The organism is Streptomyces sp. NPDC126510 (genome assembly GCF_040302345.1).
In the GTDB taxonomy this organism is placed as follows: domain Bacteria; phylum Actinomycetota; class Actinomycetes; order Streptomycetales; family Streptomycetaceae; genus Streptomyces.
In genome coordinates, this window is record NZ_JBEORR010000027.1 from 44445 (window position 1) to 69107 (window position 24663).

The 24663-nt window shown below is 71.8% G+C and carries 24 protein-coding genes and 1 riboswitch; of the genes, 17 read left to right on the plus strand and 7 right to left on the minus strand.

Annotation, left to right across the window (positions count from 1 at the left end; translation table 11 throughout):
• The first annotated feature begins 8 nt into the window (after positions 1–8).
• A riboswitch (cyclic di-AMP (ydaO/yuaA leader) is annotated at positions 9–173 on the plus strand.
• 12 nt (positions 174–185) lie between these two features.
• Positions 186–974, plus strand: coding sequence for a M23 family metallopeptidase (locus ABTX60_RS31595; RefSeq protein WP_352100429.1), 789 nt, complete (start codon positions 186–188; stop codon positions 972–974).
• Positions 975–1196: 222 nt separating this feature from the next.
• Positions 1197–1892, plus strand: a complete 696-nt coding sequence (locus ABTX60_RS31600; RefSeq protein ID WP_352100430.1) for a GntR family transcriptional regulator — start codon at positions 1197–1199, stop codon at positions 1890–1892.
• A gap of 158 nt (positions 1893–2050) precedes the next feature.
• On the opposite strand, the gene ABTX60_RS31605 is transcribed toward ABTX60_RS31600, so the two are convergent.
• Positions 2051–2332, minus strand: coding sequence for an HPr family phosphocarrier protein (locus ABTX60_RS31605; protein ID WP_003993478.1), 282 nt, complete (start codon positions 2330–2332; stop codon positions 2051–2053).
• A 179-nt stretch (positions 2333–2511) separates the two neighbouring features.
• On the opposite strand from ABTX60_RS31605, the gene ABTX60_RS31610 reads away from it, so the two are divergent.
• From ABTX60_RS31610 to ABTX60_RS31625, 4 genes are all read left to right on the plus strand, one after another.
• Positions 2512–5370 (plus strand): bifunctional acetate--CoA ligase family protein/GNAT family N-acetyltransferase, encoded by a 2859-nt coding sequence (locus ABTX60_RS31610; RefSeq protein WP_352100431.1) that lies wholly within the window; start codon positions 2512–2514, stop codon positions 5368–5370.
• A gap of 51 nt (positions 5371–5421) precedes the next feature.
• The gene (locus ABTX60_RS31615) at positions 5422–6009 is read left to right on the plus strand and encodes a DUF5998 family protein (protein WP_170320912.1); all 588 of its coding nucleotides are present in this window, start codon (positions 5422–5424) and stop codon (positions 6007–6009) included.
• On the plus strand, positions 6009–7205 hold the full coding sequence (locus ABTX60_RS31620) for an alkaline phosphatase family protein (protein WP_352100432.1): 1197 nt from the start codon (positions 6009–6011) through the stop codon (positions 7203–7205). The genes ABTX60_RS31615 and ABTX60_RS31620 overlap by 1 nt, the downstream gene beginning before the upstream one ends.
• A 69-nt stretch (positions 7206–7274) precedes the next feature.
• Positions 7275–7925, plus strand: a complete 651-nt coding sequence (locus ABTX60_RS31625) for a thymidine kinase (RefSeq protein ID WP_053670985.1) — start codon at positions 7275–7277, stop codon at positions 7923–7925.
• A gap of 22 nt (positions 7926–7947) precedes the next feature.
• Here ABTX60_RS31625 and ABTX60_RS31630 read toward each other — a convergent pair whose 3' ends face one another.
• Positions 7948–8751, minus strand: a complete 804-nt coding sequence (locus ABTX60_RS31630; protein WP_352100433.1) for a VOC family protein — start codon at positions 8749–8751, stop codon at positions 7948–7950.
• 250 nt (positions 8752–9001) lie between these two features.
• Between ABTX60_RS31630 and ABTX60_RS31635 the strand changes: the two genes are divergently transcribed.
• On the plus strand, positions 9002–9853 hold the full coding sequence (locus tag ABTX60_RS31635) for a sulfurtransferase (RefSeq protein ID WP_352100434.1): 852 nt from the start codon (positions 9002–9004) through the stop codon (positions 9851–9853).
• Positions 9854–9930: 77 nt separating this feature from the next.
• Here ABTX60_RS31635 and sepH read toward each other — a convergent pair whose 3' ends face one another.
• From sepH to ABTX60_RS31650, 3 genes are all read right to left on the minus strand, one after another.
• Complete coding sequence (gene sepH / locus ABTX60_RS31640) at positions 9931–10968, minus strand: septation protein SepH (RefSeq protein ID WP_104781224.1); 1038 nt, start codon at positions 10966–10968, stop codon at positions 9931–9933.
• A 636-nt stretch (positions 10969–11604) separates the two neighbouring features.
• Positions 11605–12924 (minus strand): D-arabinono-1,4-lactone oxidase, encoded by a 1320-nt coding sequence (locus tag ABTX60_RS31645; protein WP_352100435.1) that lies wholly within the window; start codon positions 12922–12924, stop codon positions 11605–11607.
• Positions 12884–14122, minus strand: a complete 1239-nt coding sequence (locus ABTX60_RS31650) for an MFS transporter (protein WP_352100436.1) — start codon at positions 14120–14122, stop codon at positions 12884–12886. Before ABTX60_RS31650 ends, ABTX60_RS31645 begins: the two co-directional genes overlap by 41 nt.
• Positions 14123–14399: 277 nt before the next feature.
• On the opposite strand from ABTX60_RS31650, the gene ABTX60_RS31655 reads away from it, so the two are divergent.
• Together ABTX60_RS31655 and ABTX60_RS31660 are read left to right on the plus strand one after the other, a co-directional pair.
• Positions 14400–15527, plus strand: a complete 1128-nt coding sequence (locus tag ABTX60_RS31655) for a ferrochelatase (protein WP_352100437.1) — start codon at positions 14400–14402, stop codon at positions 15525–15527.
• A gap of 8 nt (positions 15528–15535) precedes the next feature.
• Positions 15536–16351 (plus strand): inositol monophosphatase family protein, encoded by an 816-nt coding sequence (locus tag ABTX60_RS31660; RefSeq protein ID WP_352100438.1) that lies wholly within the window; start codon positions 15536–15538, stop codon positions 16349–16351.
• Positions 16352–16468: 117 nt separating this feature from the next.
• Here the strand turns inward: ABTX60_RS31660 and ABTX60_RS31665 are convergent, their stop codons facing one another.
• Positions 16469–16642, minus strand: coding sequence for a hypothetical protein (locus ABTX60_RS31665; RefSeq protein ID WP_352100439.1), 174 nt, complete (start codon positions 16640–16642; stop codon positions 16469–16471).
• Between the two features lie 415 nt (positions 16643–17057).
• Between ABTX60_RS31665 and ABTX60_RS31670 the strand changes: the two genes are divergently transcribed.
• The 4 genes from ABTX60_RS31670 to ABTX60_RS31685 all read left to right on the plus strand — a co-directional run bounded on the left by ABTX60_RS31670 (position 17058) and on the right by ABTX60_RS31685 (position 20638).
• A complete protein-coding gene (locus ABTX60_RS31670) occupies positions 17058–17711 on the plus strand; it encodes a response regulator transcription factor (protein WP_053670977.1) in 654 nt (217 codons plus the stop codon).
• Positions 17712–17717: 6 nt separating this feature from the next.
• Complete coding sequence (locus ABTX60_RS31675; protein WP_344462850.1) at positions 17718–18950, plus strand: sensor histidine kinase; 1233 nt, start codon at positions 17718–17720, stop codon at positions 18948–18950.
• 406 nt (positions 18951–19356) lie between these two features.
• A complete protein-coding gene (locus ABTX60_RS31680) occupies positions 19357–19653 on the plus strand; it encodes a DUF4193 domain-containing protein (protein WP_003993510.1) in 297 nt (98 codons plus the stop codon).
• Between the two features lie 13 nt (positions 19654–19666).
• Complete coding sequence (locus ABTX60_RS31685) at positions 19667–20638, plus strand: hypothetical protein (RefSeq protein WP_352100440.1); 972 nt, start codon at positions 19667–19669, stop codon at positions 20636–20638.
• A 48-nt stretch (positions 20639–20686) separates the two neighbouring features.
• Here ABTX60_RS31685 and ABTX60_RS31690 read toward each other — a convergent pair whose 3' ends face one another.
• Positions 20687–21145 (minus strand): DUF3093 domain-containing protein, encoded by a 459-nt coding sequence (locus ABTX60_RS31690; protein WP_352100441.1) that lies wholly within the window; start codon positions 21143–21145, stop codon positions 20687–20689.
• Positions 21146–21203: 58 nt separating this feature from the next.
• Here ABTX60_RS31690 and ABTX60_RS31695 point away from each other — a divergent pair, with 58 nt between their 5' ends.
• From ABTX60_RS31695 to ABTX60_RS31710, 4 genes are all read left to right on the plus strand, one after another.
• Positions 21204–21788, plus strand: a complete 585-nt coding sequence (locus ABTX60_RS31695) for a PaaI family thioesterase (protein ID WP_352100442.1) — start codon at positions 21204–21206, stop codon at positions 21786–21788.
• Positions 21785–22354: a dUTP diphosphatase gene (dut, locus tag ABTX60_RS31700; protein ID WP_502992437.1), complete on the plus strand. Its 570-nt coding sequence runs from the start codon at positions 21785–21787 to the stop codon at positions 22352–22354. The genes ABTX60_RS31695 and dut overlap by 4 nt, the downstream gene beginning before the upstream one ends.
• Before the next feature lies 1 nt (position 22355).
• Positions 22356–23108, plus strand: coding sequence for a DUF3710 domain-containing protein (locus ABTX60_RS31705; protein ID WP_352100443.1), 753 nt, complete (start codon positions 22356–22358; stop codon positions 23106–23108).
• A 158-nt stretch (positions 23109–23266) separates the two neighbouring features.
• Positions 23267–24433 (plus strand): alginate lyase family protein, encoded by a 1167-nt coding sequence (locus ABTX60_RS31710; protein WP_352100444.1) that lies wholly within the window; start codon positions 23267–23269, stop codon positions 24431–24433.
• Positions 24434–24663: the final 230 nt, after the last annotated feature.

The window sequence follows — 24663 nt, forward strand, 5'->3', positions numbered from 1 at the left end:
GCGGCACCGGACAGTCATCGCCGAGTCCCCGTACGGCGCGAGCCAGGGGAGCCGGGGACCCATCGCAGTCCCTGGGGTGAATCGGACGCCCGCGCGTGCCGCGAGGGAGTCCGTAGGAGACCTTCCTGCTCCGAACCCGTCAGCTAACCCGGTAGGCGAGAGGGAAGGAAAGGACCAGCCACCACATGGCGTTCACTCGCGCCACCGGGAAGCACCGTCGTCCCAGCAGGATCCAGCGCCGTACCGCCCGCGCGGCGGGTGTCGCGGCCCTCGCCACCACCGGCGTGATCGGCACCGTGGCGGCCCCCGCGGCCTTCGCCGCCGAGCCCAGCGCCGAGCAGACCGGCCTCACCCCGGTCGTCACCATGGGTGACACCGTGGCCCAGCAGATCGACGCCCAGGCCGTCGCGCAGCGGCAGGCCGCCGAAGAGGCCGCCGCCAAGCGGAAGGCCGAGGAGGCCGCCCGCAAGCGGGCCGCCGAGGTGGCGGAGAAGGCCAAGGCGGAGGCCGAGAAGGCCCGCGAGGTCAAGGAGCGCGCCGCCCGCGAGGCCGAGCGCAAGCGCCTCAACGCCTACGTGGCCCCGATCTCCGGCTCGTACGTCTCCACCGGCTACAAGGCCAGCAGCGGCCTGTGGTCCTCCGGCAGCCACACCGGCGTGGACTTCCACGCCGCCACCGGCACCTCCGTCCACGCGGTCGGCATGGGCGAGGTCGTCGAGGCCGGCTGGGGCGGCTCCTACGGCAACAACATCGTGATCAAGATGAACGACGGGACGTACACCCAGTACGGCCACCTGTCCTCCATCGGCGTCTCGGTGGGTCAGAAGGTCACCCCCGGTCAGCAGATCGGCCTGTCCGGCGCGACCGGCAACGTCACCGGCCCGCACCTGCACTTCGAGGCGCGTACGAGCCCCGAGTACGGCTCGGACATCGACCCGGTCGCCTACCTCCGCTCGCACGGCGTCGGCGTCTGACCCGGACCCTCCACCGTTTCCGAAGCCCCGGCTCCCCGAGCCGGGGCTTTCGGTGTTTTCCGGACGCCCGCCGGATGACCCGTGAGGTGCCGCCGGATGCCCGCTGTCCAAAAAATATCCCTGGATTCCCGCCTGCCGTCGGAAATTCCGGCTCATTGCAATAGAGTCACAGAATCACGCGCCGCTCGCCGGCGTTTCACGGGGATTAAGCGGAGGTCGGTCATGCGTATTCCCGCGCACTCGGTGTGCACCGCCATCCGGGACGACATCGTCGCGGGTGTCCACGCACGCGGCAGCCGGCTCACCGAGGAACTCCTCGCCCGCCGCTACGGCGTCTCGCGGGTGCCCGTCCGGGAGGCGCTGCGCACGCTGGAGGCCGAGGGCTTCGTGGTGACCCGCCGGCACGCGGGCGCGTGCGTGGCCGAACCCACCGAGCAGGAGGCCGGCGACCTGCTGGAGATGCGGATGCTCCTGGAGCCGCTCGGTGCGGCCCGCGCCGCCCAGCGCCGCACCGAGGCGCATCTGAAGGTCCTGCGCGGACTGGTCCGGCTGGGCCAGGACCGGGCCCGTCGCGGCAACAGCGACGACCTGCGCTCCCTCGGCGCCTGGTTCCACGAGACGCTCGCCCAGGCCTCCGGCAGCCCCGCCCTGACCTCGATGCTCACCCAGCTCCGCCACAAGATCACGTGGATGTACGCCGTGCAGGCGCCGCTCAGCCCGGTGGAGTCCTGGGCGGAGCACGGAGCGATCGTGGACGCGGTGGCGCGCGGGGACGGCGAGCGCGCCCGGGCGGTCACGGCGCTGCACACCGAGCGCGCGACCGGCGCGCACCGTCTGCGCCTCGGCTCCGCGGAGGAACGCGCCGACCGTGTGAGGAACTCGCAACATCCCGTAAACACGGCGAGCCTGCGGCATTAACACGACAGCCGTATACAAAGAGAGATGAATTCTCGGGGGCCTATTTCTGCTGCCCGGACACGGGAATTCCTGCCCGGAATGGCCCGGAAATGGCGAAGGGCCCGCCCGGTGAATTCGGACGAGCCCTTCGCTGTGCGCCGCATCGGGCGCTCGGGACATCAGACGGTCTCGGGCAGTTCCTCGAGACCCTCGGAGACCAGCTTCGCCAGCCGGTCGAGGGCGGCGTCCGCGCCCTCGGCGTCGGAGGCGAGGACGATCTCCTCGCCCCCCTGGGCGCCGAGGCCCAGGACGGCCAGCATGGAGGCCGCGTTGACGGGGTTGCCGTCAGCCTTGGCAATCGTCACCGGGACGCCTGCGGCCGTGGCGGCTCGGACGAAGATGGAGGCGGGGCGGGCGTGGAGACCCTCGGCCCAGCCGACGTTGACGCGGCGCTCAGCCATGTGTTGCTGCCCTTCGGTTTTCAGGGTTGTCTAGACCAGTTTCCCATATCGTGAAGCCCTCCCGGAGCGGTCCTCGCGTTCCACTCCCGGGGTGCCGTCGGATCGCGGCCTCGACCCGACTGACGCCCTCCACAGACTGCCTCGCGCCGCTGTCAGGCGCTAGCCGTACTCTGGGGCCCATGCAGACCTCGCCGGACCGGCACGAGTATCCCGCCCACTGGGAAGCCGACGTGGTGCTGCGCGACGGGGGTACCGCGCGCATCCGGCCCATCACCGTTGATGACGCCGATCGCCTGGTCAGCTTCTATGAGCAGGTCTCCGACGAGTCGAAGTACTACCGCTTCTTCGCGCCGTACCCTCGCCTGTCCGCCAAGGACGTCCACCGCTTCACGCACCACGACTTTGTGGACCGGGTGGGACTCGCGGCCACAGTGGGCGGCGAGTTCATCGCCACCGTACGCTACGACCGGATCGGCGCGGACGGAACGCCCGCGTCCGCACCCGCCGACGAGGCCGAGGTCGCCTTCCTCGTGCAGGACGCCCACCAGGGCCGCGGGGTCGCCTCCGCGCTGCTCGAACACATCGGCGCCGTCGCCCGCGAGCGCGGCATCCGCCGCTTCGCCGCCGAGGTGCTGCCCGCCAACACCAAGATGATCAAGGTGTTCACGGACGCCGGCTACACCCAGAAGCGCAGCTTCGAGGACGGTGTCGTCCGTCTCGAGTTCGACCTCGAACCCACCGACCGCTCCCTGGCCGTGCAGTACGCCCGCGAACACCGCGCCGAGGCACGGTCCGTGCAGCGGCTGCTCGCCCCCGGCTCGGTCGCCGTGATCGGCGCCGGCCGCACACCGGGCGGCGTGGGCCGCAGCGTCCTCGGGAACATCAGGGACGCCGGGTACACCGGCCGCCTCTACGCGGTGAACAAGGCCCTTCCCGAGGAGCAGAAGGAGCTCGACGGGGTGCGCGCCCACCGCTCGGTGCGGGACATCGACGGCCCCGTGGACCTCGCCGTCGTCGCCGTCCCGGCCGAGCACGTCCCCGAGGTCGTCACCGAGTGCGGCGAACACGGCGTGCAGGGCCTGGTCGTGGTCTCCGCCGGGTACGCCGAGAGTGGCCCCGAGGGGCGCGAACGCCAGCGCGCACTCGTGCGGCACGCGCGCACGTACGGCATGCGGATCATCGGCCCGAACGCCTTCGGCATCATCAACACCTCCCCACGGGTACGGCTCAACGCCTCCCTCGCCCCCGAGGTGCCGCGCCCCGGCCGGATCGGCCTGTTCGCCCAGTCCGGCGCCATCGGCATCGCCCTGCTCTCCCGGCTGCACCGGCGCGGCGGCGGCGTCACGGGCGTGACCGGCGTCTCCACCTTCGTCTCCTCCGGCAACCGCGCCGACGTCTCCGGCAACGATGTCCTGCAGTACTGGTACGAGGACCCCGACACCGACGTCGTCCTCATGTACCTGGAGTCCATCGGCAATCCCCGCAAGTTCACCCGCCTCGCCCGCCGGACCGCCGCGGCCAAGCCCCTGGTCGTCGTCCAGGGCGCGCGGCACGGCGCCGCCCCCCAGGGGCACGCCGTACGGGCGACCCGGCTCCCGCACGCGACGGTGTCGGCGCTGCTGAGGCAGGCCGGAGTCATCCGCGTCGACACGATCACCGAGCTGGTGGACGCGGGCCTGCTGCTCGACCGCCAGCCCCTGCCCGCAGGACCCAGAGTGGCGATCCTCGGCAACTCCGAGTCGCTCGGCCTGCTCACCTACGACGCGTGCCTCGCCGAGGGCCTGCGGCCGCACCCTCCGCAGGACCTGACCACGGCGGCGTCCGCGGCCGACTTCCACGCGGCCCTGTCCCGCGCGCTGGCCGACGACCGGTGCGACGCCGTCGTCGTCACCGCCATACCGGCGGTGGGGGAGGGCTCGGTCGGCGACGCGGCTCTCGCGCAGGCCCTGCGCTCGGCATCGGCGGCGGCCCCGGCCAAGCCGGTCCTCGTGGTCCACGTGGAGCTCGGCGGTCTGGCGGAAGCCCTGTCGGCGGCGGCGAGTACGGCACCACAGGCCGGGGTGGACAATCCACCGCAAAGTGCCCCCGGTCCGGCTCGCGCCGCGGCGCAGCCCCCTGCCGCGGCGCAGCCCCCCGCCGCGACCCAGCCCCCCGCCGCCGAGGCTCCCGAGGACACCCACCTCATCCCCGCCTACCCCGCCGCGGAGCGCGCCGTCCGCGCCCTCGGCCAGGCCGTCACCTACGCGCAGTGGCGACGCGACGCCGCCGACCCCGGCAAGGTGCCCGAGTACGAGGACATCAACGAGAGGGGCGCCGCCGCGCTGATCGACGGCCTGCTGGCGCGCGGGCAGGGGCTCACCCTCGGCACGGACGAGACCTGCGACCTCCTCGGCCACTACGGCGTCCAGGTCCACCGTGCCCTGCCCGCCCCGACCCCCGACGCCGCCGCCGAGGCCGCCCGCACCCTCGGCTACCCGGTCGCCCTCAAGGCCACCGCCCCGCACCTGCGGCACCGCGCCGACCTGGGCGGCGTCCGCCTCGACCTCGCGGACGAGGACCAACTGCGCCGGTCCTACGCCGAGTTGACCGAGCTGTTCGGTGCGCCGGAGGAGCTGCGGCCGGTGGTGCAGCGGATGGCACCGCGCGGCGTGGACGTCGTCGTACGGGCCGTCATCGACCCCGCGGCCGGAGCCGTGCTCTCCTTCGGGCTCGCCGGGGCCGCCTCGCAACTGCTCGGGGACACCGCGCACCGGCTGATCCCGGTCACCGACCGGGAGGCGACCTCGCTGGTGCGCTCGATCCGCACCGCCCCGCTGCTGTTCGGCTGGCGCGGCTCCGCACCGGCCGACACCCGCGCCCTGGAGGAGCTGCTCCTGCGGGTGTCCCGGCTGGTCGACGACCACCCCGAGGTCGTCGCGGTCACCCTGGAGCCGGTCGTCGTCGCCTCGCACGGCCTGAGCGTCCTCGGCGCCTCCGTCCGCCTCGCGCCCCCTCCCGCCCGCGACGACCTCGGCCCGCGCACGCTCCCCGCGTACTGACCGGGGGCGAGCGGTCCCTCGCAGTCAGTGGTCCCCCGTAGGATGGGCGTCATGGCCAAGACCAGTACGACGACCCAGGGGCTGCGGGCGGCGATCGAGCGCAGCGGCTACTACCCGGCCCTCGTGGCCGAGGCGGTGGAGGCCGCCGTGGGCGGTGAGCCCATGCGGTCGTACCTGGTCCACCAGGAGACGACGTTCGACCAGAACGAGGTACGGCGGCACGTGACGGTGCTCGTCCTCACGGACACCCGCTTCATCGTCAGCCACACCGACGAGCAGGCCGCCGACAGCACCTCTCCGACGCCGTACGCCACGACGTCGACGGAGTCCGTGAAGATCGGCCGCATCTCGTCGGTCGTGGTCAGTCGCGTGGTCGCCAACCCCGAGTCGTACAAGCCGGGAACGCTGCCCCGCGAAGTGGTCCTCACCATCGGCTGGGGCGCCGTCTCGCGCATCGACCTGGAGCCGGCCGCCTGCGGCGACCCCAACTGCGAGGCGGACCACGGCTACACCGGCAACTCGACGGCGGACGACCTCAGCCTGCGTGTCAGCGAGGCCGGGGACGGACCGGAGACCGTGCGGGAGGCGCTCGCCTTCGCGCAGGCCCTCTCCGAGGCGACCGCGGACACGACCCGCTGATGGCGCAGCTCGACACGGCTTGGGACCAGCACCCCGAACCGCTCACCGTCGCCTCCGCACCGGCCCCCCAGTACGGCAGCGGATCACTCGCCGACCTCCTGCCCACCCTGGCCGCCGGCCTGGGCGTACCGGACATGAGCGCCTCGATCACCGAGCTGACCCCCGCCGACCGGAACTGCGTTTTCCTGATCGACGGCCTCGGCTGGGAGCAGCTCAGGGCGCATCCCGAGGACGCCCCCTTCATGACGTCCCTGCTGGCCACCTCCCGCGGTGGCACGGGGCGTCCGCTCACCGCCGGCTACCCGGCGACCACCGCGACCTCCCTCGCCTCCGTCGGCACCGGACTGCCACCCGGCGCGCACGGCCTGCCCGGCTACACCGTCCGCAACCCTGACACCGGCGAGCTGATGAACCAGCTGCGCTGGCAGCCGTGGTCCCCGCCCGGCGCCTGGCAGCCGTACCCCACGGTCTTCCAGCTGGCGCACGCGGCCGGGGTGCACGCCGCGCAGGTGTCGTCCCCGACCTTTGAGAACACTCCGCTGACCAAGGTCGCGCTCAGTGGAGGAACGTTCCTGGGGCGGCTGTCCGGCGAGGACCGCGTGGACCTGGCGGCCGAGCAACTGGCCGCGGGCGACCGCTCCCTGGTGTACACGTACTACGCCGAGGTCGACGGCGCCGGCCACCGCTACGGCGTCGACTCCGACACCTGGCGCGGCCAGCTCATGTACGCCGACCGCCTGGTCCAGCGCCTGGCCGAGCAACTGCCGCCGCGCAGCGCCCTCTACGTCACCGCCGACCACGGCATGATCGACGTGCCCTTCGACGAGCAGCACCGCATCGACTTCGACGAGGACTGGGAGCTGAGCGCCGGTGTCGCCCTGCTCGGCGGCGAGGGCCGTGCCCGCCACGTCTACGCGGTGCCCGGCGCGGCGAACGACGTCCTGACCTGCTGGCGCGAGGTGCTCGGCGAGCAGTTCTGGATGGCCTCACGCGACGAGGCCATCGCGGCGGGCTGGTTCGGCCCGCGGATCGACGAACGGGTGTACGGCAGGATCGGCGACGTGGTCGCGGCCGCCCGCGACGACGTCCTGCTCATCGCCTCCGAGCGGGAGCCGAAGGAGTCGGCGATGGTCGGCAACCACGGTTCGATGACCCCCGCCGAGCAGCTCGTCCCCCTGCTCGAAGTACGCTCCTGAAACAGCCCCACCCCGAGGGCTCCAGATGCCCCACCCTGTCCTCTCACGCCGAAAGGTGCTCAACTCCACATGCCCGAGCTGGTGTTCTTCTGCGGAACGATGGACTGCGGGAAGTCGACGCTGGCTCTCCAGATCGAGCACAACCGCTCGGCGCGCGGTCTGCAGGGCATGATCTACTCGCGCGACGACCGTGCCGGCGAGGGCAAGCTGTCCTCACGCCTCGGCCTGGTGACGGACGCGGTGGAGGTCGGGGACGGGCAGGACCTCTACAGCCATCTCGTCGACCACCTCTCGCAGGGCGGCCGCGCGGACTACGTGATCGCCGACGAGGCGCAGTTCCTCGCGCCGGAGCAGATCGACCAACTCGCGCGTGTGGTCGACGACCTGAGCCTCGACGTCTACGCCTTCGGCATCACGACCGACTTCCGCTCCAAGCTGTTCCCCGGCTCGCAGCGGCTGGTGGAACTGGCCGACCGGGTCGAGGTGCTCCAGGTCGAGGCCCTGTGCTGGTGCGGAGCCCGCGCCACCCACAACGCCCGCACGATAGGCGGGGTGATGGTCGTCGAGGGCGCCCAGGTGGTCGTCGGCGACGTCACCCACTCCGCCGACGAGGTCGGCTACGAGGTCCTGTGCCGGCGTCATCACCGCCGCCGGATGACAGCGGCGACGTCCCGCGCCGCGGCCCTGTCCCCGGACGTGCTGCCGGTGACGTCCGCCTGACCCGCGGCCGGCGCGCCGGGCCTCAGCTCGGGCGTTGCAACAGCGCGAACCGCGCCCCTTCCGGGTCCGACACATGCGCCACCCGCCCGTGGGCGGTGTCGTGCACCGGCTTGAGGATCTGCCCGCCGAGGTGGACCAGGTGGTCCAGGGCGTCGTCGGCGTCGGCCACCTGGAAGTACGTGACCCAGTGCGGTCCCCGGTCGCGGGGCAGGGCGTGCCCGAGGCCGTGGATGCCGGCGACGGGCCTGCCGCCCAGCTGCAGCGTCACGTAGTCGAAGTCGGCGGAGACCACCGGCTCCTCCTCGTAGCCGAACACCGTGCGGTAGAACTTGGCGACGCCGGCCGACTCGTAGGTCAGCAGTTCGTTCCAGGCGGGTGTGCCGGGGACGCCCGCGACGGTGGTGCCGAGGTGCGCGGCGGCCTGCCAGATGCCGAAGACCGCGCCGGAGGGGTCGGAGCCGATGGCCATGCGGCCGGCATCGGCCGCGTCGAGCGGGCCCACTCCGATCGTGCCGCCGCGGCTGCGCACCGCCTCGGCCGTCAGATCCACGTTCTCCGAGGCGAAGTAGGGCGTCCACGCGATGGGCAGATGACGGTCCGGCGGCAGCCCTCCGACGCCGGCCACCTCGCGCCCGTCGAGCAGCGCGCGCACATAGGGCCCGAGCTGCTGGGGGCCCGGCTGGAACTCCCAGCCGAACAGCGCTCCGTAGAACTCCTCGGTCGCGTCCGGGCTGTGCACCATCAGGCTCACCCAGCAGGGCGCGCCGGGCGCGTGCCGAGCGGGTGTGTCGCTGTTTGGCCCGGCGGACCCCCGTGCGTCGGTCATCGTCACTCTCTTCTCGGCCTCGCGGTGGCCGTGCTCTCCGCAGCCTGGCGGGGCGGCCCTGTGGGGCGTCCCGTGTCCGGGAGAATGCCCGATGTGCGGGCACCTGTGCTCACGGCGCGCTTGTCGGCGGGTTTCGCTCAGCTGTACAGCATGTGCTTGTTCCTGCACGCCGCGTGATCGCCCCGCTCCGGCCGAGCAGAGTAGCCGGACACGGACGGCGCGGCCACCCCCCGTGCGCGAGGATGGGGCCATGAACGCCATCATCTCCGCATCCGACCTCGCCAGGGATCTCACCGGCGCCCGCCCGCCGGTCCTGCTCGACGTCCGCTGGCAGCTCACCGCGGCCAAGGCGGCCGGCGAGCCGCCGTTCGACGGCCGGGCCGCCTACGAGGCGGGGCATCTGCCCGGAGCCGTCTACGTCGACCTGGACCGGGAGTTGGCCTCCGCGCCGGGCGCCGGCGGCCGGCACCCCCTGCCCGACCTCGCGCGCTTCGGTGCCGCGATGCGCCGGGCCGGCGTCTCGGCCGGTGCGCCGGTGGTCGTCTACGACGGCGGCCAGGGCTGGGCGGCGGCCCGGACGTGGTGGCTGCTGCGCTGGACGGGTCACCCGGACGTGCGAGTCCTCGACGGCGGGTTGCCGTCCTGGGAGGGTCCGTTGGAGAAGTCCGTGCCGGCTCCGCAGGAGGGTGACTTCGTGCCCGAGCCGGGTGCGACGGGGCTGCTCGACGCGGATGCCGCCGCGGCGCTGGCACGGTCCGGGGTGCTGCTGGACGCGCGGGCGGGGGAGCGGTACCGCGGTGAGGTGGAGCCGATCGACCCGGTGGCCGGGCACATTCCGGGCGCGGTGTCGGCGCCCACCACGGAGAACGTGGGGGCCGACGGGCGTTTCCTTCCCGCCGCGGAGCTGCGGGACCGGTTCAAGGGGCTCGGTGTGACCGAGCGTTCGAGGGTCGGCGTGTACTGCGGTTCGGGGGTCTCCGCCGCCCACCAGGTCCTGGCCCTGGCGGCCGCCGGTATTCCGGCCGAGCTGTACGTGGGGTCCTGGTCGGAGTGGTCCTCGGACCCGGACCGGCCGGTCGCCGTCGGTCCTGACCCGCAGTGATCCGACATGAAGAAGGGGCCGCGCCCGCACGGCGTGGCCCTTCCTCATCGGAATGACTCGTTCGAGAGCCGGCCCGGCTACTCCTGCTTCTTGCGCCGCGTGCCGAACACGATCTCGTCCCAGCTAGGGACGGCCGCCCTGCGGCCCGGGCGTACGCCGTCCGCTTCGGCCTGGCGGTCGGTGGCGCCGATGAGCCGGTCGCGGTGGCTGCCCACACTGCGCGGCATGAGGACATCCGCGTAGGCGGAACCGGCCGAGGCCGCGGGAGCCGGAGGCTCCTCCTCCTCGACCTCGGCGACGACGACGGGCTCCTCCTCGGTCTCCGCCGGGGGGAGTTCCGGAACCACCAGGTCGCCGCGGAAGCTCGGCACCGCTTCGAGCAGGCTGGTCAGCGAGTCGCGCTCGCCGGTGGTCTCCTCGATCGGCTCGGACGCCTGCGCGGGCAGGCTGGGCCGCTCGCGCTCGGGGCGGTCCAGCGGTCTGTCTCGCGGCAGCCGGGCGATCCGGGGGACGAACGGGAAGCTGGGCTCGGGCGCGGACAGGTCGTCGGACTCGCCGATCAGGGAGCGCGCCTCGTCGTCGACGGCCTGGACGAGCCGCCGGGGCGGGTCGTACGTCCAGCTCGCCGAGTGGGGTTCGCCCGCGACGCGATAGACCAGCAGGACCTCCCACGTGCCGTCGTCGCGACGCCACGAGTCCCACTGGACGGTGTCCTTGTCGGCGCCCCGCAGCAGCAGCCGCTCCTGCACGGCCTCGCCGAGGGGCGGGCCCGAGTTCTCGCCGGGGCGGCGGACCGGGGTCTTGCGGGCCCGCTCGGCCATGAACGCACGCTCGGCGAGCACAGGGCCCTCGAAGCGCCGCACCCGGTCGACGGGGATGCCGGCCATCTGCGCGACCTCTTCCGCGGTCGCGCCGGCACGTATACGCGCCTGGATGTCGCGGGGGCGGAGGTGGCTCTCGACCTCGATCTCGATCTGGCCGAGACGCGGACGGTCGCCGCGCACGGCAGCGCGCAGGCGTTCGTCGATCGGAAGGGTGTACTCCGTAGAGTCGGCAGCCTTCAGCACCAGCCGTGTGCCGTCATTCGAGACGGCCACGACACGCAGTTCGGGCATGGGGACCTCCCGGGTGGTGCCTGCCGACGTCACGTGCGTCGCTGCTTCCGCTAGTCGAGTGTGGCCTGCCCGGGTGCAGCCTGCCACAACCTTGCCGAGTTGCCCGGCGTGTCGGGCGTGTGCCCTGGATCGCCGTTATGGCACGGTTACCTATTCGCAACGCTAAGTGACGAACTCTGTCACCCTGTGCAACTAGCCCCCTCCCGGCGGTCCTTAAGGCCCTGTACACCCTGACGGGAGACCGGACCCAGGGCTCGCAACAGTACTCCATTCGGGCCACGTGCGTGGATTGGCGCGCCGCCCAACTTCTGGCGAGGGGTGGGACTTGGCTTCTCCTGCCCCCAACTCTCGATCTTGAACGTGGGCTACTTCACGTAATCACCTGAATCGGAACCAAGGGCCCGCGCCGGGGGTGCTCGCGGCCGGGCGTGTTCACCGCCGGCACGCTGACCGCGCGCCGGAAGCGGCCGGCGCTCACGGCGGCCGTCGCCCTGGGCGGGGCGATGGCCGGAATCAGTACCCACGACCCGGCGTCGGACCGCGGTCTCAGCGGCGGCGGCACGACGCCGAGTCCGGTCCCGACTTCGAGCGCCACGGGGGAGCGAGGGTGCGGGGAGCGCAACCCCAGTGCGCCCCCTACGCCCCCAGAACCCTCCGCAAGTAGTCGTTCTGGAACAGCCGATCGGGGTCGAGACGATCCCGCAGCGCCGTGAACTCGCCGAAGCGCGGATACACCCGGGAGAAGTACTCGGCGTCCCGGGTGTGGATCTTGCCCCAGTGCGGACGGCCCTCGTGGGCGGTGAAGATGCGCTCGGCGGACGTGAAGTACCGCTGGTACGGCGTGCCCTGGAACATGTGGACGGCGATGTACGCGCTGTCCCGGCCGGAGGCGGTGGACAGTGTGATGTCGTCGGCGGGGGCGGTGCGCACCTCGACGGGGAAGCTGACCCTGAGGCCCGAGCGGTCGACCATCGTCTTCAGCTCGCGCAGCGTCTCGACGACGGCCGCGCGCGGAACGGCGTACTCCATCTCCACGAAGCGCACCCGGCGCGGCGACGTGAAGACCTTGTACGGGATGTCCGTGTAGGTCCGCGCGGACAACGCCTTGCTGGAGATCTGGGCGATCGCGGGGATCGTGGCGGGCACCGCGCGGCCGACCCAGTTGGCCACCTGGAAGACGCCGTTGGAGAGGAACTCGTCCTCGATGAAGCTCTTGAGCTGCGGTACGGGCTTCTCCGGTCCCGCGCTGCGGTTGTTGCGCTTGGTGTTGGTGCTGCCGGTGTGCGGGAACCAGTAGAACTCGAAGTGCTCGTTCTCGGCCCACAGTTCCTCGAAGTCGGAGAGGACCCGGTCGAACGGCATCGGCTCCTCGCGGGCCGTGAGCAGGAAGACCGGCTCGACGGCGAAGGTGATCGCGGTGACGAGGCCCAGGGCGCCGAGGCCGACCCGGGCGGCGGCGAAGACCTCCGGGTTCTCCTTCTCGGAGCAGGTGAGAACCGAGCCGTCGGCGGTGACCAGCTCCATGCCCTTGATCTGGGCGGCGATCGAGCCGGAGTCGCGGCCCGTGCCGTGCGTGCCGGTGCTGGTGGCTCCGGAGACCGTCTGCTCCATGATGTCGCCCATGTTCGTGAGCGACAGGCCCTCACGCGCGAGGGCCACATTGAGCCTCTTGAGCGGGGTGCCGGCCTCCACCGTGACCGTCATGTTCTCGCGATCGATGCCGCGGATACCGGTCAGCAGCTGAGGACGGATCAGCACACCGTCCGTCGCGGCTATGGACGTGAAGGAGTGCCCGGCGCCGACCGCCTTCACCTTCAGACCGTCCTCGGCGGCCCGCCGCACCGCGGCGGCCAGCTCGTCGACGGAGGCAGGGGTGACCTCTCGCGCGGGACGTGCCGAGACGTTGCCGCCCCAGTTACGCCACGTGCCGTTCTTTCCGTTCGCTGTGCTGCTCAACGGAGCCTCCCCGACCCGGTGCCGGTCGCTTGAGCCGGCGGAACCCGAGGAAACCCACCGCGACCGCGACGGCCCCGGCCACCGCCGGAACCCCGTACCCCGCACGCGCCCCGGCCGCGTCGATCACCCAGCCGGCCGCGGAGGAGCCGAGTGCGACCCCCACCGCGAGCCCGGTGCTCACCCAGGTCATGCCTTCGGTGAGCTGCGCGCGTGGTACGTGCTCTTCGATGAGGGACATCGTCGTGATCATCGTCGGAGCGATGGACAGACCCGCAACGAACAGCGCCACGGCCAGAAACGGCAAGTTTCCGACCAGTAGGAGGGGGATCATACTCACGGCCATGGCACACACGCCCAGCAGCCACCGACGTTCCGGCGGCCCGGCGAAGTGCAGCAGCCCGAAGACCATGCCCGCGACACAGGAACCACCCGCGTACAGCGCGAGGACGACGCTCGCCGCGGCCTTGTGGCCCTCCTCTTCGGCGAAGGCCACCGTGACCACGTCGACCGCCCCGAAGATCGCGCCGGTGGCGACGAAGGTGGCCACCAGGACCTGAAGCCCCGGCGCGCGCATCGCGCTGCCGGCGCCCTTCCGCTCCCGCGGGTGCGGCTCGGGCTCGGTGGCGCGCTGCGAGGTCAGCCAGAACACGCCGACGGCCAGGAAGCAGGCGGCGAGCAGGGGGCCGGCCTCCGGGAACCATGCCGTGGACAGGCCGATGGAGACGATCGGCCCGAAGACGAAGCACACCTCGTCCACGACGGACTCGAAGGAGTACGCGGTGTGCAGCTGCGGCGTGCCGCGGTACAGCGCCGCCCAGCGGGCCCGGACCATCGCGCCGACGCTCGGCACGCAGCCGATGCCCACGCAGGCCGCGAACAGCACCCAGTCGGGCCACCCGTAATGCGCGGCGAACAGCAGGACGGCCGCCGCCGTGAGCGAGATCAGCGTGGCCGGACGCAGCACCCGCCGCTGCCCGTACTGGTCCACCAGGCGGGAGACCTGCGGCCCGGCCACCCCGGCGGCCAGCGCGATGGTCGCCGACAGGCCACCGGCCAACCCGTACCGCCCGGTGAGCTGCGAGATCATCGTGACCACGCCGATGCCCATCATCGACAGCGGCATCCGGCCGAGGAAGCCCGCGGCGGAGAAACCCTTGGAGCCTGGGGCTGCGAACAAGGCGCGGTAGGGGCTGGGCAACGGGTTCTCCGAAGGGCTCAGTAAGCTGCGAACGCAGTCGACACAGCTTACGGCCCGGAACGCCCCGACGCACCCGTCCGGCCCAACACCCGCTCGCCCCGCCACTCCCGTCCGGCCCGGCCCGGCCCGCACTGACTCCGGCGCTCGCGCCCGGCCCAACGCGCACTCGCTCCGGCGCTCGCGTCCGTCGGCTGCGCGGCGCCCTCCGGCCCGTCGGCCGCGCCGGTGTCACCCCGCCGTTTCCCGGCTGTCGGTGCAGGGTGGCAGGATCGGACTCATGCCAGACGCGCGCGATGTCAGCCCCTACGACGCCCTGCTCCTGCTCTCGTTCGGCGGCCCGGAAGGCCCGGACGACGTGGTTCCGTTCCTGGAGAACGTGACGCGCGGGCGCGGCATCCCCAAGGAACGCCTCAAGGAAGTCGGGCAGCACTACTTCCTGTTCGGCGGGGTCAGCCCGATCAACGACCAGAACCGCGCCCTGCTGGACGCCCTGCGCAAGGACTTCGCCGACCACGGCCTGGACCTGCCGGTCTACTGGGGGAACCGCAACTGGGCGCCGTACCTGACGGACACCCTGCGCGAGATGGTCCGCGACGGCCGCCGCCGCATCCTGGTCCTCGCCACCAGCGCCTACGCCTCCTACTCGGGCTGCCGCCAGTACCGCGAGAACCTCGCCGACGCGCTCGCGGCGCTGGAGGCGGAGGGTTTGGAGCCGCCGAAGGTCGACAAGCTGCGGCACTACTTCAACCACCCGGGCTTCCTGGAGCCCATGATCGACGGCGTGCTCCAGTCCCTCGCCGAGCTTCCCGAGGACGTCCGGGACGGGGCGCACCTCGCCTTCTCGACGCACTCGATCCCGACGGCCTCCGCCGACACCTCCGGCCCCGTCGGGGAGCACGGCGACGGCGGCGCGTACGTGAAGCAGCACCTGGACGTGGCGCAGCAGATCGCCGACGCCGTTCGGGAGCGCACCGGCGTCGACCATCCCTGGCAGCTCGTCTACCAGTCCCGCTCCGGCGCCCCGCACATCCCGTGGCTGGAGCCCGACATCTGCGACCACCTCGACGAGCGGCACGCGGCCGGTGTCCCGGCCGTCGTCATCGCCCCCATCGGTTTCGTCTCCGACCACATGGAGGTCCTCTACGACCTCGACACGGAGGCCAGGGCCCGGGCCGAGGAGCTCGGGCTGCCGATGCGGCGCTCGGCCACCGTCGGCGCCGATCCGAGGTTCGCCGCCGCGATCCGCGAGCTCGTCACGGAGCGTGCCGCCGTCGAGCGCGGGCAGGACGTCACGCCGTGCGCCCTCGGCGCCCTCGGGGCGAGCCACAACCTCTGCCCGGTCGGCTGCTGCCCGGCCCGAGCCCCCCGGCCCGCCGCCGCGGGCGCCGACAGCCCCTACGCCTGAGGAGCCCCGTGACCGACCCCTTGCACACGGACCTGCTCGACCTCGCCCGGGAAGCCGCCCGCCGCGCCGGCGCGCTGCTGCGGGACGGACGTCCGGCGGACCTCGCGGTCGCCGCGACCAAGTCCAGCCCCATCGACGTCGTCACCGAGATGGACATCGCGGCGGAGAAGCTGATCACCGGCTTGATCGCCGAGCACCGCCCGGACGACGGCATCCTCGGCGAGGAGGGCGCCGCCACGGAGGGCACGAGCGGCGTCCGCTGGGTGATCGACCCGCTCGACGGCACGGTGAACTACCTGTACGGGCTGCCCACCTGGGCCGTCTCGATCGCCGCCGAGCAGGACGGCGAGACCGTCGTCGGAGTCGTCACGGCCCCGATGCGCGGTGAGACCTTCCACGCCGTGCGCGGCCGGGGCGCCTGGGCCACCGGTGCCTGGGACGGTGAGCGCACCCTGGCCTGCCGGCCCGCGCCGCCGCTGGACCACGCGCTGGTCTCGACGGGCTTCAACTACGTCGCCGGCGTCCGCGCCCACCAGGCCGATGTGGCCCAGCGGCTGATCCCGTTGCTGCGGGACATCCGGCGCGGCGGCTCTGCCGCGGTCGACCTGTGCGACGTGGCCGCGGGACGCCTCGACGGCTACTACGAGCGCGGCCTGCACCCCTGGGACCTCGCGGCGGGGGACCTGATCGCCCGGGAGGCGGGCGCGCTGACCGGTGGACGCCCCGGAGAGCGCCCGTCGGGCGATCTGGCGGTGGCGGGTACCCCCGGCGTCTTCGAGCCTCTCCAGCGGCTCCTGGAGGATTTCGGAGCCTGGCACGACTGAGGAGGCCGCGCTGCCCGACAATGGCCGACGGCGCGATGAAGACCGGGTGAACGCGCCCCTGTGACAACGCGGCGGGCCCCGGCGCTGGATTCGCCGGGGCCCGCTCTCACTGCGTGATCAGAAACTCGCCGCACCGACCTGCACACCGTGCTCGGCGGCGAGACGGCGCAGGTCGTCGAGCTCGCCCTGCTCCACGTCGACGAGGAACTCGTCGCCCTCGTCGCGAGCCCGGGACAGATCGGACTCGGTCGCCCTTATGCGCTGCAGAAGTCCTGCGGTGAATGCGTCCATGCTGCGCCCCCTCGTCCTGGGTCGTGGGTCGGTGGCACGGGGGTGTGCCGTTCGGAAGGGACGATCACGCCGCAATGTGGATGCCCAGCGCCGCTCGGCCGGGCGGCGACGGTGCCGGACACCCACGCCCGCCCTGCGGAAAGCGGATTGATGCGCACCGCATGGTGGTGCGGCGCCAGCAGAGCGTGATCGTGGGATGTAAAGCCGTCCTCCCCAAGCTCCCTTCCGTGGAAACCTAACCGGGGGAGAAAATCTCGTATTCCCACCGGGGGCACCGTCCTCTCACCCGCCTTACCTCCGACTTATGGCCGAAAAGGGCAGGATGGAGGGCAACACACCGAGCATTGTCGAAGACCCCTGCCCACGTGTGCCCGGTGACGGGCTGCGCGGGTGGACATGAGGAAGGACCAGCAACGTGCGCGTACTCGTCGTCGAGGACGAGCAGCTGCTCGCCGATGCGGTGGCCACCGGACTGCGCCGGGAGGCCATGGCCGTCGACGTCGTGTACGACGGTGCGGCCGCCCTGGAGCGCATCGGCGTCAACGACTACGACGTGGTCGTCCTCGACCGCGACCTCCCGGTCGTGCACGGCGACGACGTCTGCCGCAAGATCGTCGAACTGGGCATGCCCACGCGCGTGCTGATGCTGACGGCCTCCGGTGACGTCAGCGACCGGGTCGAGGGGCTGGAGATCGGCGCCGACGACTACCTGCCCAAGCCGTTCGCCTTCAGTGAGCTCATCGCGCGGGTGCGCGCCCTCGGCCGGCGGACCAGCGTGCCCCTGCCGCCCGTCCTGGAGCGCGCCGGGATCAAGCTCGACCCCAACCGGCGCGAGGTGTTCCGCGACGGCCAGGAGGTCCAGCTCGCTCCGAAGGAGTTCGCGGTCCTGGAGGTGCTGATGCGCAGCGAGGGCGCCGTCGTCTCCGCGGAGCAGCTCCTGGAGAAGGCCTGGGACGAGAACACCGACCCGTTCACGAACGTCGTGCGCGTGACCGTCATGACCCTGCGCCGCAAGCTGGGTGAGCCCCCCGTCATCGTCACCGTCCCCGGCTCCGGCTACCGGATCTGATACCCCGTGGCAACGACTCCCGCGCCCCCGCAGGCGCCCCCCAAGCCGACCTGGGACCCCCGAAGGCCCGTGCCGCCCTTCCCGTGGCTGCGCCCGACCATCCGCATAAGGCTCACGCTGCTCTACGGCGGCATGTTCCTGATCGCCGGCATCCTGCTGCTGTCGATCATCTACCTGCTGGCCGCCCAGGCGCTGCACGTGGGCAGTGACCTGCCCTTCAAGATCGTCGAGGGCAAGGTCACCAGCGACATCTGCAACCTGCCCGACCAGGCGTCGCCGAGCGAGTTCAACAACGCCATGAACGCGTGCGTCAACGAGCAGCGCCGGCACGCCCTGGACGACCTGCTCAGCCGTTCCCTGCTGGCGCTGCTGGGTCTGGCGGTCATCGCCTTCGCCTTCGGCTACGCGATGGCCGGCCGCGTCCTGTCGCCGCTGGGCCGGATCACCCGCACCGCCCGGGCGGTGGCGGGCTCCGACCTGTCCCGCCGGATCGAGCTGGACGGCCCGGACGACGAGCTGAAGGAGCTGGCGGACACCTTCGACGACATGCTGGAGCGGCTGCAGCGCGCCTTCACGGCACAGCAGCGTTTCGTCGGCAACGCCTCGCACGAGCTGCGGACGCCGCTGGCGATCAACCGCACGCTCCTGGAGGTGCACCTGTCCGACCCGAACGCGCCGATGGAGCTCCAGCAGCTCGGCAAGACCCTGCTCGCCACCAACGAGCGCAGCGAGCAGCTCGTCGAGGGCCTGCTGCTGCTCGCCCGCAGCGACAACCAGGTCGTCGAGCGGGGGCCCGTGGACCTCGCCGAGGTCGCCTCGCAGGCCATCGACCAGGTGAACGGCGAGGCCGAGAGCAAGGGCGTCGTGATCCGGGGCGAGCAGAAGCCCGCCGTCGTGCAGGGCAACGGCGTGCTGCTGGAGCGGATCGCGCTCAACCTCGTGCAGAACGCCGTGCGCTACAACGTGGCGGAGGACGGCTGGGTCGAGGTCACCACCGAGGTCCAGCACGGCCAGGCGGTCCTGGTCGTCTCCAACACGGGTCCGGTGGTGCCGGCGTACGAGATCGACAACCTCTTCGAGCCGTTCCGGCGGCTGCGCACGGAGCGGACGGGCAGCGACAAGGGCGTGGGGCTCGGGTTGTCCATCGTCCGGTCCGTGGCCCGGGCGCACGGCGGGCACATCTATGCCCAGCCGCGTGAGGGAGGTGGACTCGTCATGCGCGTCACGCTGCCCATCTGAGATCATGTCGCCGATCAACTCGGCAGTACGCGGGGATGTTCGCTTTGCGCGGAATTTCTGAGCCTTCACCGCGCGTGCACCGTGTGTGATCGATCACAGGGGCGCCTTTCCAGCCATCCACTCTCCGTGATCATGCACGCTGTCGTAAAGCCGGGAAAATCCCGGTTTTCGGGGGTCTTGATCACGGGAAGTACACGGTGAGACGCCTTTGGCGTGCAGCATTCGGACCGTGTACGGTCCCCATCGCCATCCAAGCCGATCACTCGTCAGGGGTCCGGTTGGGTGTCGATTGAGTAACAGACCTTGATGTGAGGCAAAATCTCCGCCTCAGGTCGGGCACAAGTCCGGCCTCTCACGCGTTACGTGCGCTGGAGACACCGCAGACACCCAGAGGGGGAGAGCGACCATGGCAACCGATTACGACACTCCACGCAAGACCGACGACGACGTCGACTCGGACAGTCTCGAAGAGCTGAAGGCCCGGAGGAACGACAAGTCGGCCTCCGCCGTGGACGTCGACGAGTTCGAGGCCGCCGAAGGCCTCGAGCTGCCCGGAGCCGACCTCTCGAACGAGGAGCTGGCCGTCCGGGTGCTCCCGAAGCAGCAGGACGAGTTCACGTGCATGAGCTGCTTCCTGGTGCACCACCGCAGCCAGCTGGCCCGGGAGAAGAACGGTCAGCCGATCTGCCGCGACTGCGACTGAGGGCGGGTCGGCCGTGACTGGCTCGACCCCTCCCTGGAAGCGCCGCTTCTCCAAGCGAAAAGCGGACGAAGGGCCGATGGACGGCCCGCGGCACGGCGTGCGTGGGGACGAGCGAGGCTCAACCGGTCCGGAGCCGGCCTCGCTCGAACCGGCAGCGGACCGGGGTGACCTCCCGGTATCCGTGGACGTCCCCGCACCCGTCGCGAGACGGCGGGCGGGGACGATCCGCGAGCGGGCCAGAGCGGGCGCCCGCAAGGGCGGCGACCGGGCCCGGGCCGGCATCGCCTACCTCGCCGACCGGATCATCGAACTGGCCCCGCGCGTCCCCGTACGGGACCTGGCGACACTGCGCAGGCAGTTCCCGGGCCTCGGCCCCGAGGAGCTGGCGGACAAGCTCGTGGCGGGCGCGGCGAAGGCGACGGCGTCGGTCGGAGCCGGTGTCGGCGCGGCCGCGATGCTCCCCGTGCCACCGGCGATGCCGACGGAACTGGCCGCGGAGGTCACCGGCGTCGCGGCGATCGAGCTGAAGCTGATCGCCGAACTCCACGAGGTCTACGGCGTACGGCCGCCCGGCAATCTCAAGCAGCGCAGCACCGCGTACCTCGACTCCTGGTCGGGGGAGCGCGGCATCGACGCGTCCAAGCCGTCGACCGTCAGCACGGCGCTGAACAGCCGCATGAAACGCGAACTGCGGCAGCGGATCATGAAGCGCATGGTCCGCAACATGCCGAACCTGATGCCGTTCCTGGTGGGAGCCGCCGTAGGGGCGGTCATGAACCGCGGCGAGACGAGAAAGCTCGCCGGCCGGATCCGGGGGGACCTGCGCAAGATCCAGGTGCCCTGGGAGGCCCTGGAGACACTCCCCGCCCTGGAACGTCCGGCGGACGCCCTGGAGATGGGCGAGATCACGCACGATCCCCTGGGCCGCCACACGGACCACCGGCGCGACGGCGGAAACGACAGCGAGCACGGCGACGGACGCTGAGACCGGCCCGTCAACACGGCGGCCGGGGTGACGCCTCGCCCGGGTGTGCTACTCCGGCTTCGCCGTCCGCAGTGCCTCCGCCAGGCGCTCCGGCTCGCGCGTGGACAGGTACAGGTACGGAGTCGGATCCTGCGGGTCCGTGACGTCCACGCGCAGAGCCGTGGGGATGTACGCGCGCAGCAGGAGGAAGGCGCGCGGGTCGGCCTTGTAGGTGCGCCAGGCGCGGGCCTCCTCGGCGTCCAGCACCTCGGCCTCGCCGAGGGCCGCCAGCGGGATCTTCGCCTCGCCCGCGATCAGGGAGTCGCCGACCACGCGGATGCGCACCGAGCCGTACGAACTCGCGGCGACGGCCGCCACCGCGGTGCCCCCGGCCAGGCCGCCGAGCATCGGCAAGGTGCCGAACGGGAGCAGGATCAGGGCCATCGAGACGCCCACGAGGAACGAGATCAGCCACCAGGTCCGCGGAGCGGTCAGGCGTTCTTCGTACGGAGCGGCGGAGAGCTGCATGAGGCCTAGCTTGACACGGTGTCCGGAAAGGGCCGACGCGCGGGTAAGGTCTCCGGCTGTGAGTGGTACTTCCGCAGCTCTTCCACCCCCGGCCGACGCCGTGCGACCGGTGCGGCACCCGGACGCGCCCGCGCCCGGTGAGGTCCTCGGCGCGCACTACGGCGAGTGTTTCGGCTGTGGTGGCGACCAGCCGCACGGGCTGCACCTGGAGGCGCGGGCCGGCGAGGGCGTGTCGCTCACCGCCGAGTTCACCGTCCAGCCCGCCCATCAGGGCGCCCCGGGTCTCGCGCACGGCGGTGTGCTCGCCTCCGCGCTGGACGAGACCCTCGGCTCGCTGAACTGGCTGCTGCGCACGATCGCGGTGACCGGGCGGCTGGAGACCGACTTCGTGCGGCCCGTGCCCGTCGGCACCACGCTGCACCTGGAAGCGGAGGTGACGGCCGTGGCAGGGCGGAAGATCTACTCCACCGCGACCGGCCGCGTCGGCGGTCCCGACGGGCCCGTCGCCGTGCGCGCCGACGCCCTCTTCATCGAGGTGAAGGTCGACCACTTCGTCGACCACGGCCGCCAGGAGGAGATCCAGGCGGCCATGAACGACCCGGACCAGGTCCGGCGCGCCCGTGCCTTCGAGGTGAACCCGTGAGCACAGGCCGCCCCGTGAGCCGGCAGCCGCTGGAGGTGCTGATCCGGCGCGTCGATCCGGACGTACCACTTCCGTCGTACGCGCAGCCCGGGGACGCCGGGGCCGATCTGCGCACCACCGAGGCGTGCCGGCTGGAGCCGGGCGAGCGGGCCGTGCTGCCCACGGGAGTGTCTGTGGCGCTGCCGGAGGGGTACGCAGCCTTCGTGCACCCGCGATCCGGTCTGGCCGCTCGCTGCGGCGTCGCCCTGGTGAATGCCCCGGGGACGGTTGATGCCGGGTACCGTGGGGAGATCAAGGTGATCGTGGTGAATCTCGACCCGCGCGAGGCCGTGCGGTTCGAGCGCTTCGACCGGATTGCCCAACTGGTGGTCCAGCAGGTCGAGAGGGTCCGCTTCCAGGAGGTGGCGGAACTTCCCGGCTCCGCGCGGGCCGAAGGGGGCTTCGGCTCCACCGGAGGCCATGCCGCGGTGGACGGGACGAGCGGCACAAGCGGTCAGGCCGCCCTGGGCGGTCAGGCGGGTGGGAATCGATACGCTTCGGTCGTATCCGACCGGGAAGGACAGTGACGTGTTCGGACGTCGCAAGAAGAGTGATGCCGCCGAGGGCGCGGCCGGCGAGGCCGAGCAGGTCGTCGACGGTGTCGACACCGAGGCGGACGAAGAGCGCGAGCGCCTGAGGCTGGAGCCCGCGCCGCGCCCCGACGGCCCCTGGGACAGCTCCGAGGTCCGTGACCCGGGCGAAGGCCGGGTCGATCTGGGCGGTCTGTTCGTGCCGGGCGTCGACGGCATGGAACTCAGGGTCGAGGTAGCGGGCGACGCGATCGTCGCGGCCACGGTCGTGCTGCGCGACAGTGCCATCCAGCTGCAGGGCTTCGCCGCGCCCAAGCGCGAGGGCATCTGGGGCGAGGTGCGCGAGGAGATCGGCACCGGCATCACGCAGCAGGGCGGCATCATCGACGAGGTCGAGGGACCGCTGGGCTGGGAGCTGCGCGCGCAGGTGCCCGTACAGCTGCCGGACGGCACCGGCGGCTTCCAGGTCGTGCGGTTCGTCGGTGTGGACGGCCCCCGCTGGTTCCTGCGCGGGGTCATCTCGGGTCAGGGCGCCGTGCAGCCGCAGGCCGCCGGGCTGCTCGAGCAGATCTTCCGGGACACGGTCGTGGTCCGCGGCGAGGGCCCGATGGCGCCCCGCGACCCGATCGTCCTGAAGCTGCCGAACGACGCCCAGATGGTCCCCGAGGGCGTCCAGCAGGAGGAAGGTTCCCGTTTCGCGGGCGGAATGGGCCAGCTCCAGCGCGGACCGGAGATCACCGAGGTTCGCTGACCTCACAGAGACACCAGGGCCGTACCCCGCGGGGGTGCGGCCCTTTCTCATGCGCGGAACCTTGACGGCGCATTGGTCCGTACCTAGCGTCTCCGGCCAACGCGTCTGTTCATAAAGGCGCTTAACGTTCACATACGAGAACGGAAGGCCCCTCACGCATGCGCAGAACCGCTCTTTTCACGGCCTCGGCCGCCCTCGTCGCCGGTGTCCTCGCCTGGCCCGCAGACGCCGCCCCGGCAGCCTTCGCCCACCCCGGAGTCACCGTCTCCAAGAGCCAGTTGGACTTCACCCGCTCCAAGGTCAACGCCGGCGCCCAGCCCTGGAAGGGCGCCTTCGACCAGATGATGGCGAGCAAGTACGCCGGCCTGAACCGCACGCCCAAGCCCCGGGCGGTCGTCGAATGCGGTTCGTACTCCAACCCCGACCTCGGCTGCACCGACGAGCGCGAGGACGCGATCGCCGCGTACACCCATGCCCTCGCCTGGTACCTCACCCGCGACGAACGGCACGCACGCAAGGCGATCGAGCTGATGGACGCCTGGTCCGCCGTGATCAGGGACCACACCGGCAGCAACGCGCCCCTGCAGACCGGCTGGGCCGGATCCTCATGGCCCAGGGCCGCCGAGATCATCAAGTACACGTACACCGGCAGCTGGGCGAACTCCGGCCGCTTCGCCACCATGCTCCGCACCGTCTACCTGCCCGAGGTCATCAACGGCTCCAACTCCAACGGGAACTGGGAGCTGTCGATGACGGAGGCCGCCGTCGGCATCTCCGTCTTCCTGGAGGACAGGGCGTCGTACGACAAGGCCATGGCGAAGTTCCGCACGCGCACGGCCGCTTACGTCTACCTGGAGTCCGACGGCGCGCTGCCGAAGACCGTGCCGAGCCAGAACCTGAACACCCGGGAGAAGATCGTCAAGTACTGGCAGGGCCAGTCGACCTTCGTCAACGGACTCAGCCAGGAGACCTGCCGCGACTTCACCCACACCGGCTACGGTCTCTCGGCCATCTCGCACGTCGCCGAGACCAGCCGCATCCAGGGGCAGGACCTCTACGGCACCGACGTGGGCGAGCGGCTGCGGCACGGGCTCGGCTTCCACGCCAGGTACCAGCTCGGCGCCGGTGCCGAGGGCCGGCTGTGCGGCGGCTCGCTCAAGCTCGGCCTCGGGCCGGTGACCGAGGTCGGTCACAACGCTCTGGCCAACCGTCTCGGGCACGCCATGACCAACACCGCGACGCTGACCCAGCGCGGCCGTCCCGCCGGCAGCAACAACCTCTTCGTCGCCTGGGAGACCCTCACCCACGGCGACAACCCCGCGTGAGCCCCTGACCGACCGGGCGCCGGGCGGGAACCCCGGCGCTCGGTCCGACCGTGGCCGGGCGCGTCAGAGTTCCGTCAAAGTGCGGTCCGGAACCCCGCCCGACCTCCGGATGGCGCGCACTCCGGTCGTAAGGTCGACGCTGCAAAGGGCCGGGTGACGGGATCCGGTTCGCGTCGGCCGACGCGGTCGGCCCGTCGGCGGAGCCCGGACTCGGCAGACCACCGGAAGAC

Bases quoted from the DNA above. Each gene is read 5' to 3' on its own strand.
- ABTX60_RS31665 (WP_352100439.1), bottom strand. From the start codon at position 16,642: ATGGACGCATTCACCGCAGGACTTCTGCAGCGCATAAGGGCGACCGAG.
- ABTX60_RS31605 (WP_003993478.1), bottom strand. From the start codon at position 2,332: ATGGCTGAGCGCCGCGTCAACGTCGGCTGGGCCGAGGGTCTCCACGCC.
- ABTX60_RS31710 (WP_352100444.1), top strand. From the start codon at position 23,267: ATGCGCAGAACCGCTCTTTTCACGGCCTCGGCCGCCCTCGTCGCCGGT.
- sepH (WP_104781224.1), bottom strand. From the start codon at position 10,968: ATGCCCGAACTGCGTGTCGTGGCCGTCTCGAATGACGGCACACGGCTG.
- ABTX60_RS31610 (WP_352100431.1), top strand. From the start codon at position 2,512: ATGCAGACCTCGCCGGACCGGCACGAGTATCCCGCCCACTGGGAAGCC.
- ABTX60_RS31655 (WP_352100437.1), top strand. From the start codon at position 14,400: ATGCCAGACGCGCGCGATGTCAGCCCCTACGACGCCCTGCTCCTGCTC.
- ABTX60_RS31595 (WP_352100429.1), top strand. From the start codon at position 186: ATGGCGTTCACTCGCGCCACCGGGAAGCACCGTCGTCCCAGCAGGATC.
- ABTX60_RS31620 (WP_352100432.1), top strand. From the start codon at position 6,009: ATGGCGCAGCTCGACACGGCTTGGGACCAGCACCCCGAACCGCTCACC.
- ABTX60_RS31635 (WP_352100434.1), top strand. From the start codon at position 9,002: ATGAACGCCATCATCTCCGCATCCGACCTCGCCAGGGATCTCACCGGC.
- ABTX60_RS31690 (WP_352100441.1), bottom strand. From the start codon at position 21,145: ATGCAGCTCTCCGCCGCTCCGTACGAAGAACGCCTGACCGCTCCGCGG.
- ABTX60_RS31615 (WP_170320912.1), top strand. From the start codon at position 5,422: ATGGCCAAGACCAGTACGACGACCCAGGGGCTGCGGGCGGCGATCGAG.
- ABTX60_RS31630 (WP_352100433.1), bottom strand. From the start codon at position 8,751: ATGACCGACGCACGGGGGTCCGCCGGGCCAAACAGCGACACACCCGCT.
- ABTX60_RS31680 (WP_003993510.1), top strand. From the start codon at position 19,357: ATGGCAACCGATTACGACACTCCACGCAAGACCGACGACGACGTCGAC.
- ABTX60_RS31600 (WP_352100430.1), top strand. From the start codon at position 1,197: ATGCGTATTCCCGCGCACTCGGTGTGCACCGCCATCCGGGACGACATC.
- ABTX60_RS31625 (WP_053670985.1), top strand. From the start codon at position 7,275: ATGCCCGAGCTGGTGTTCTTCTGCGGAACGATGGACTGCGGGAAGTCG.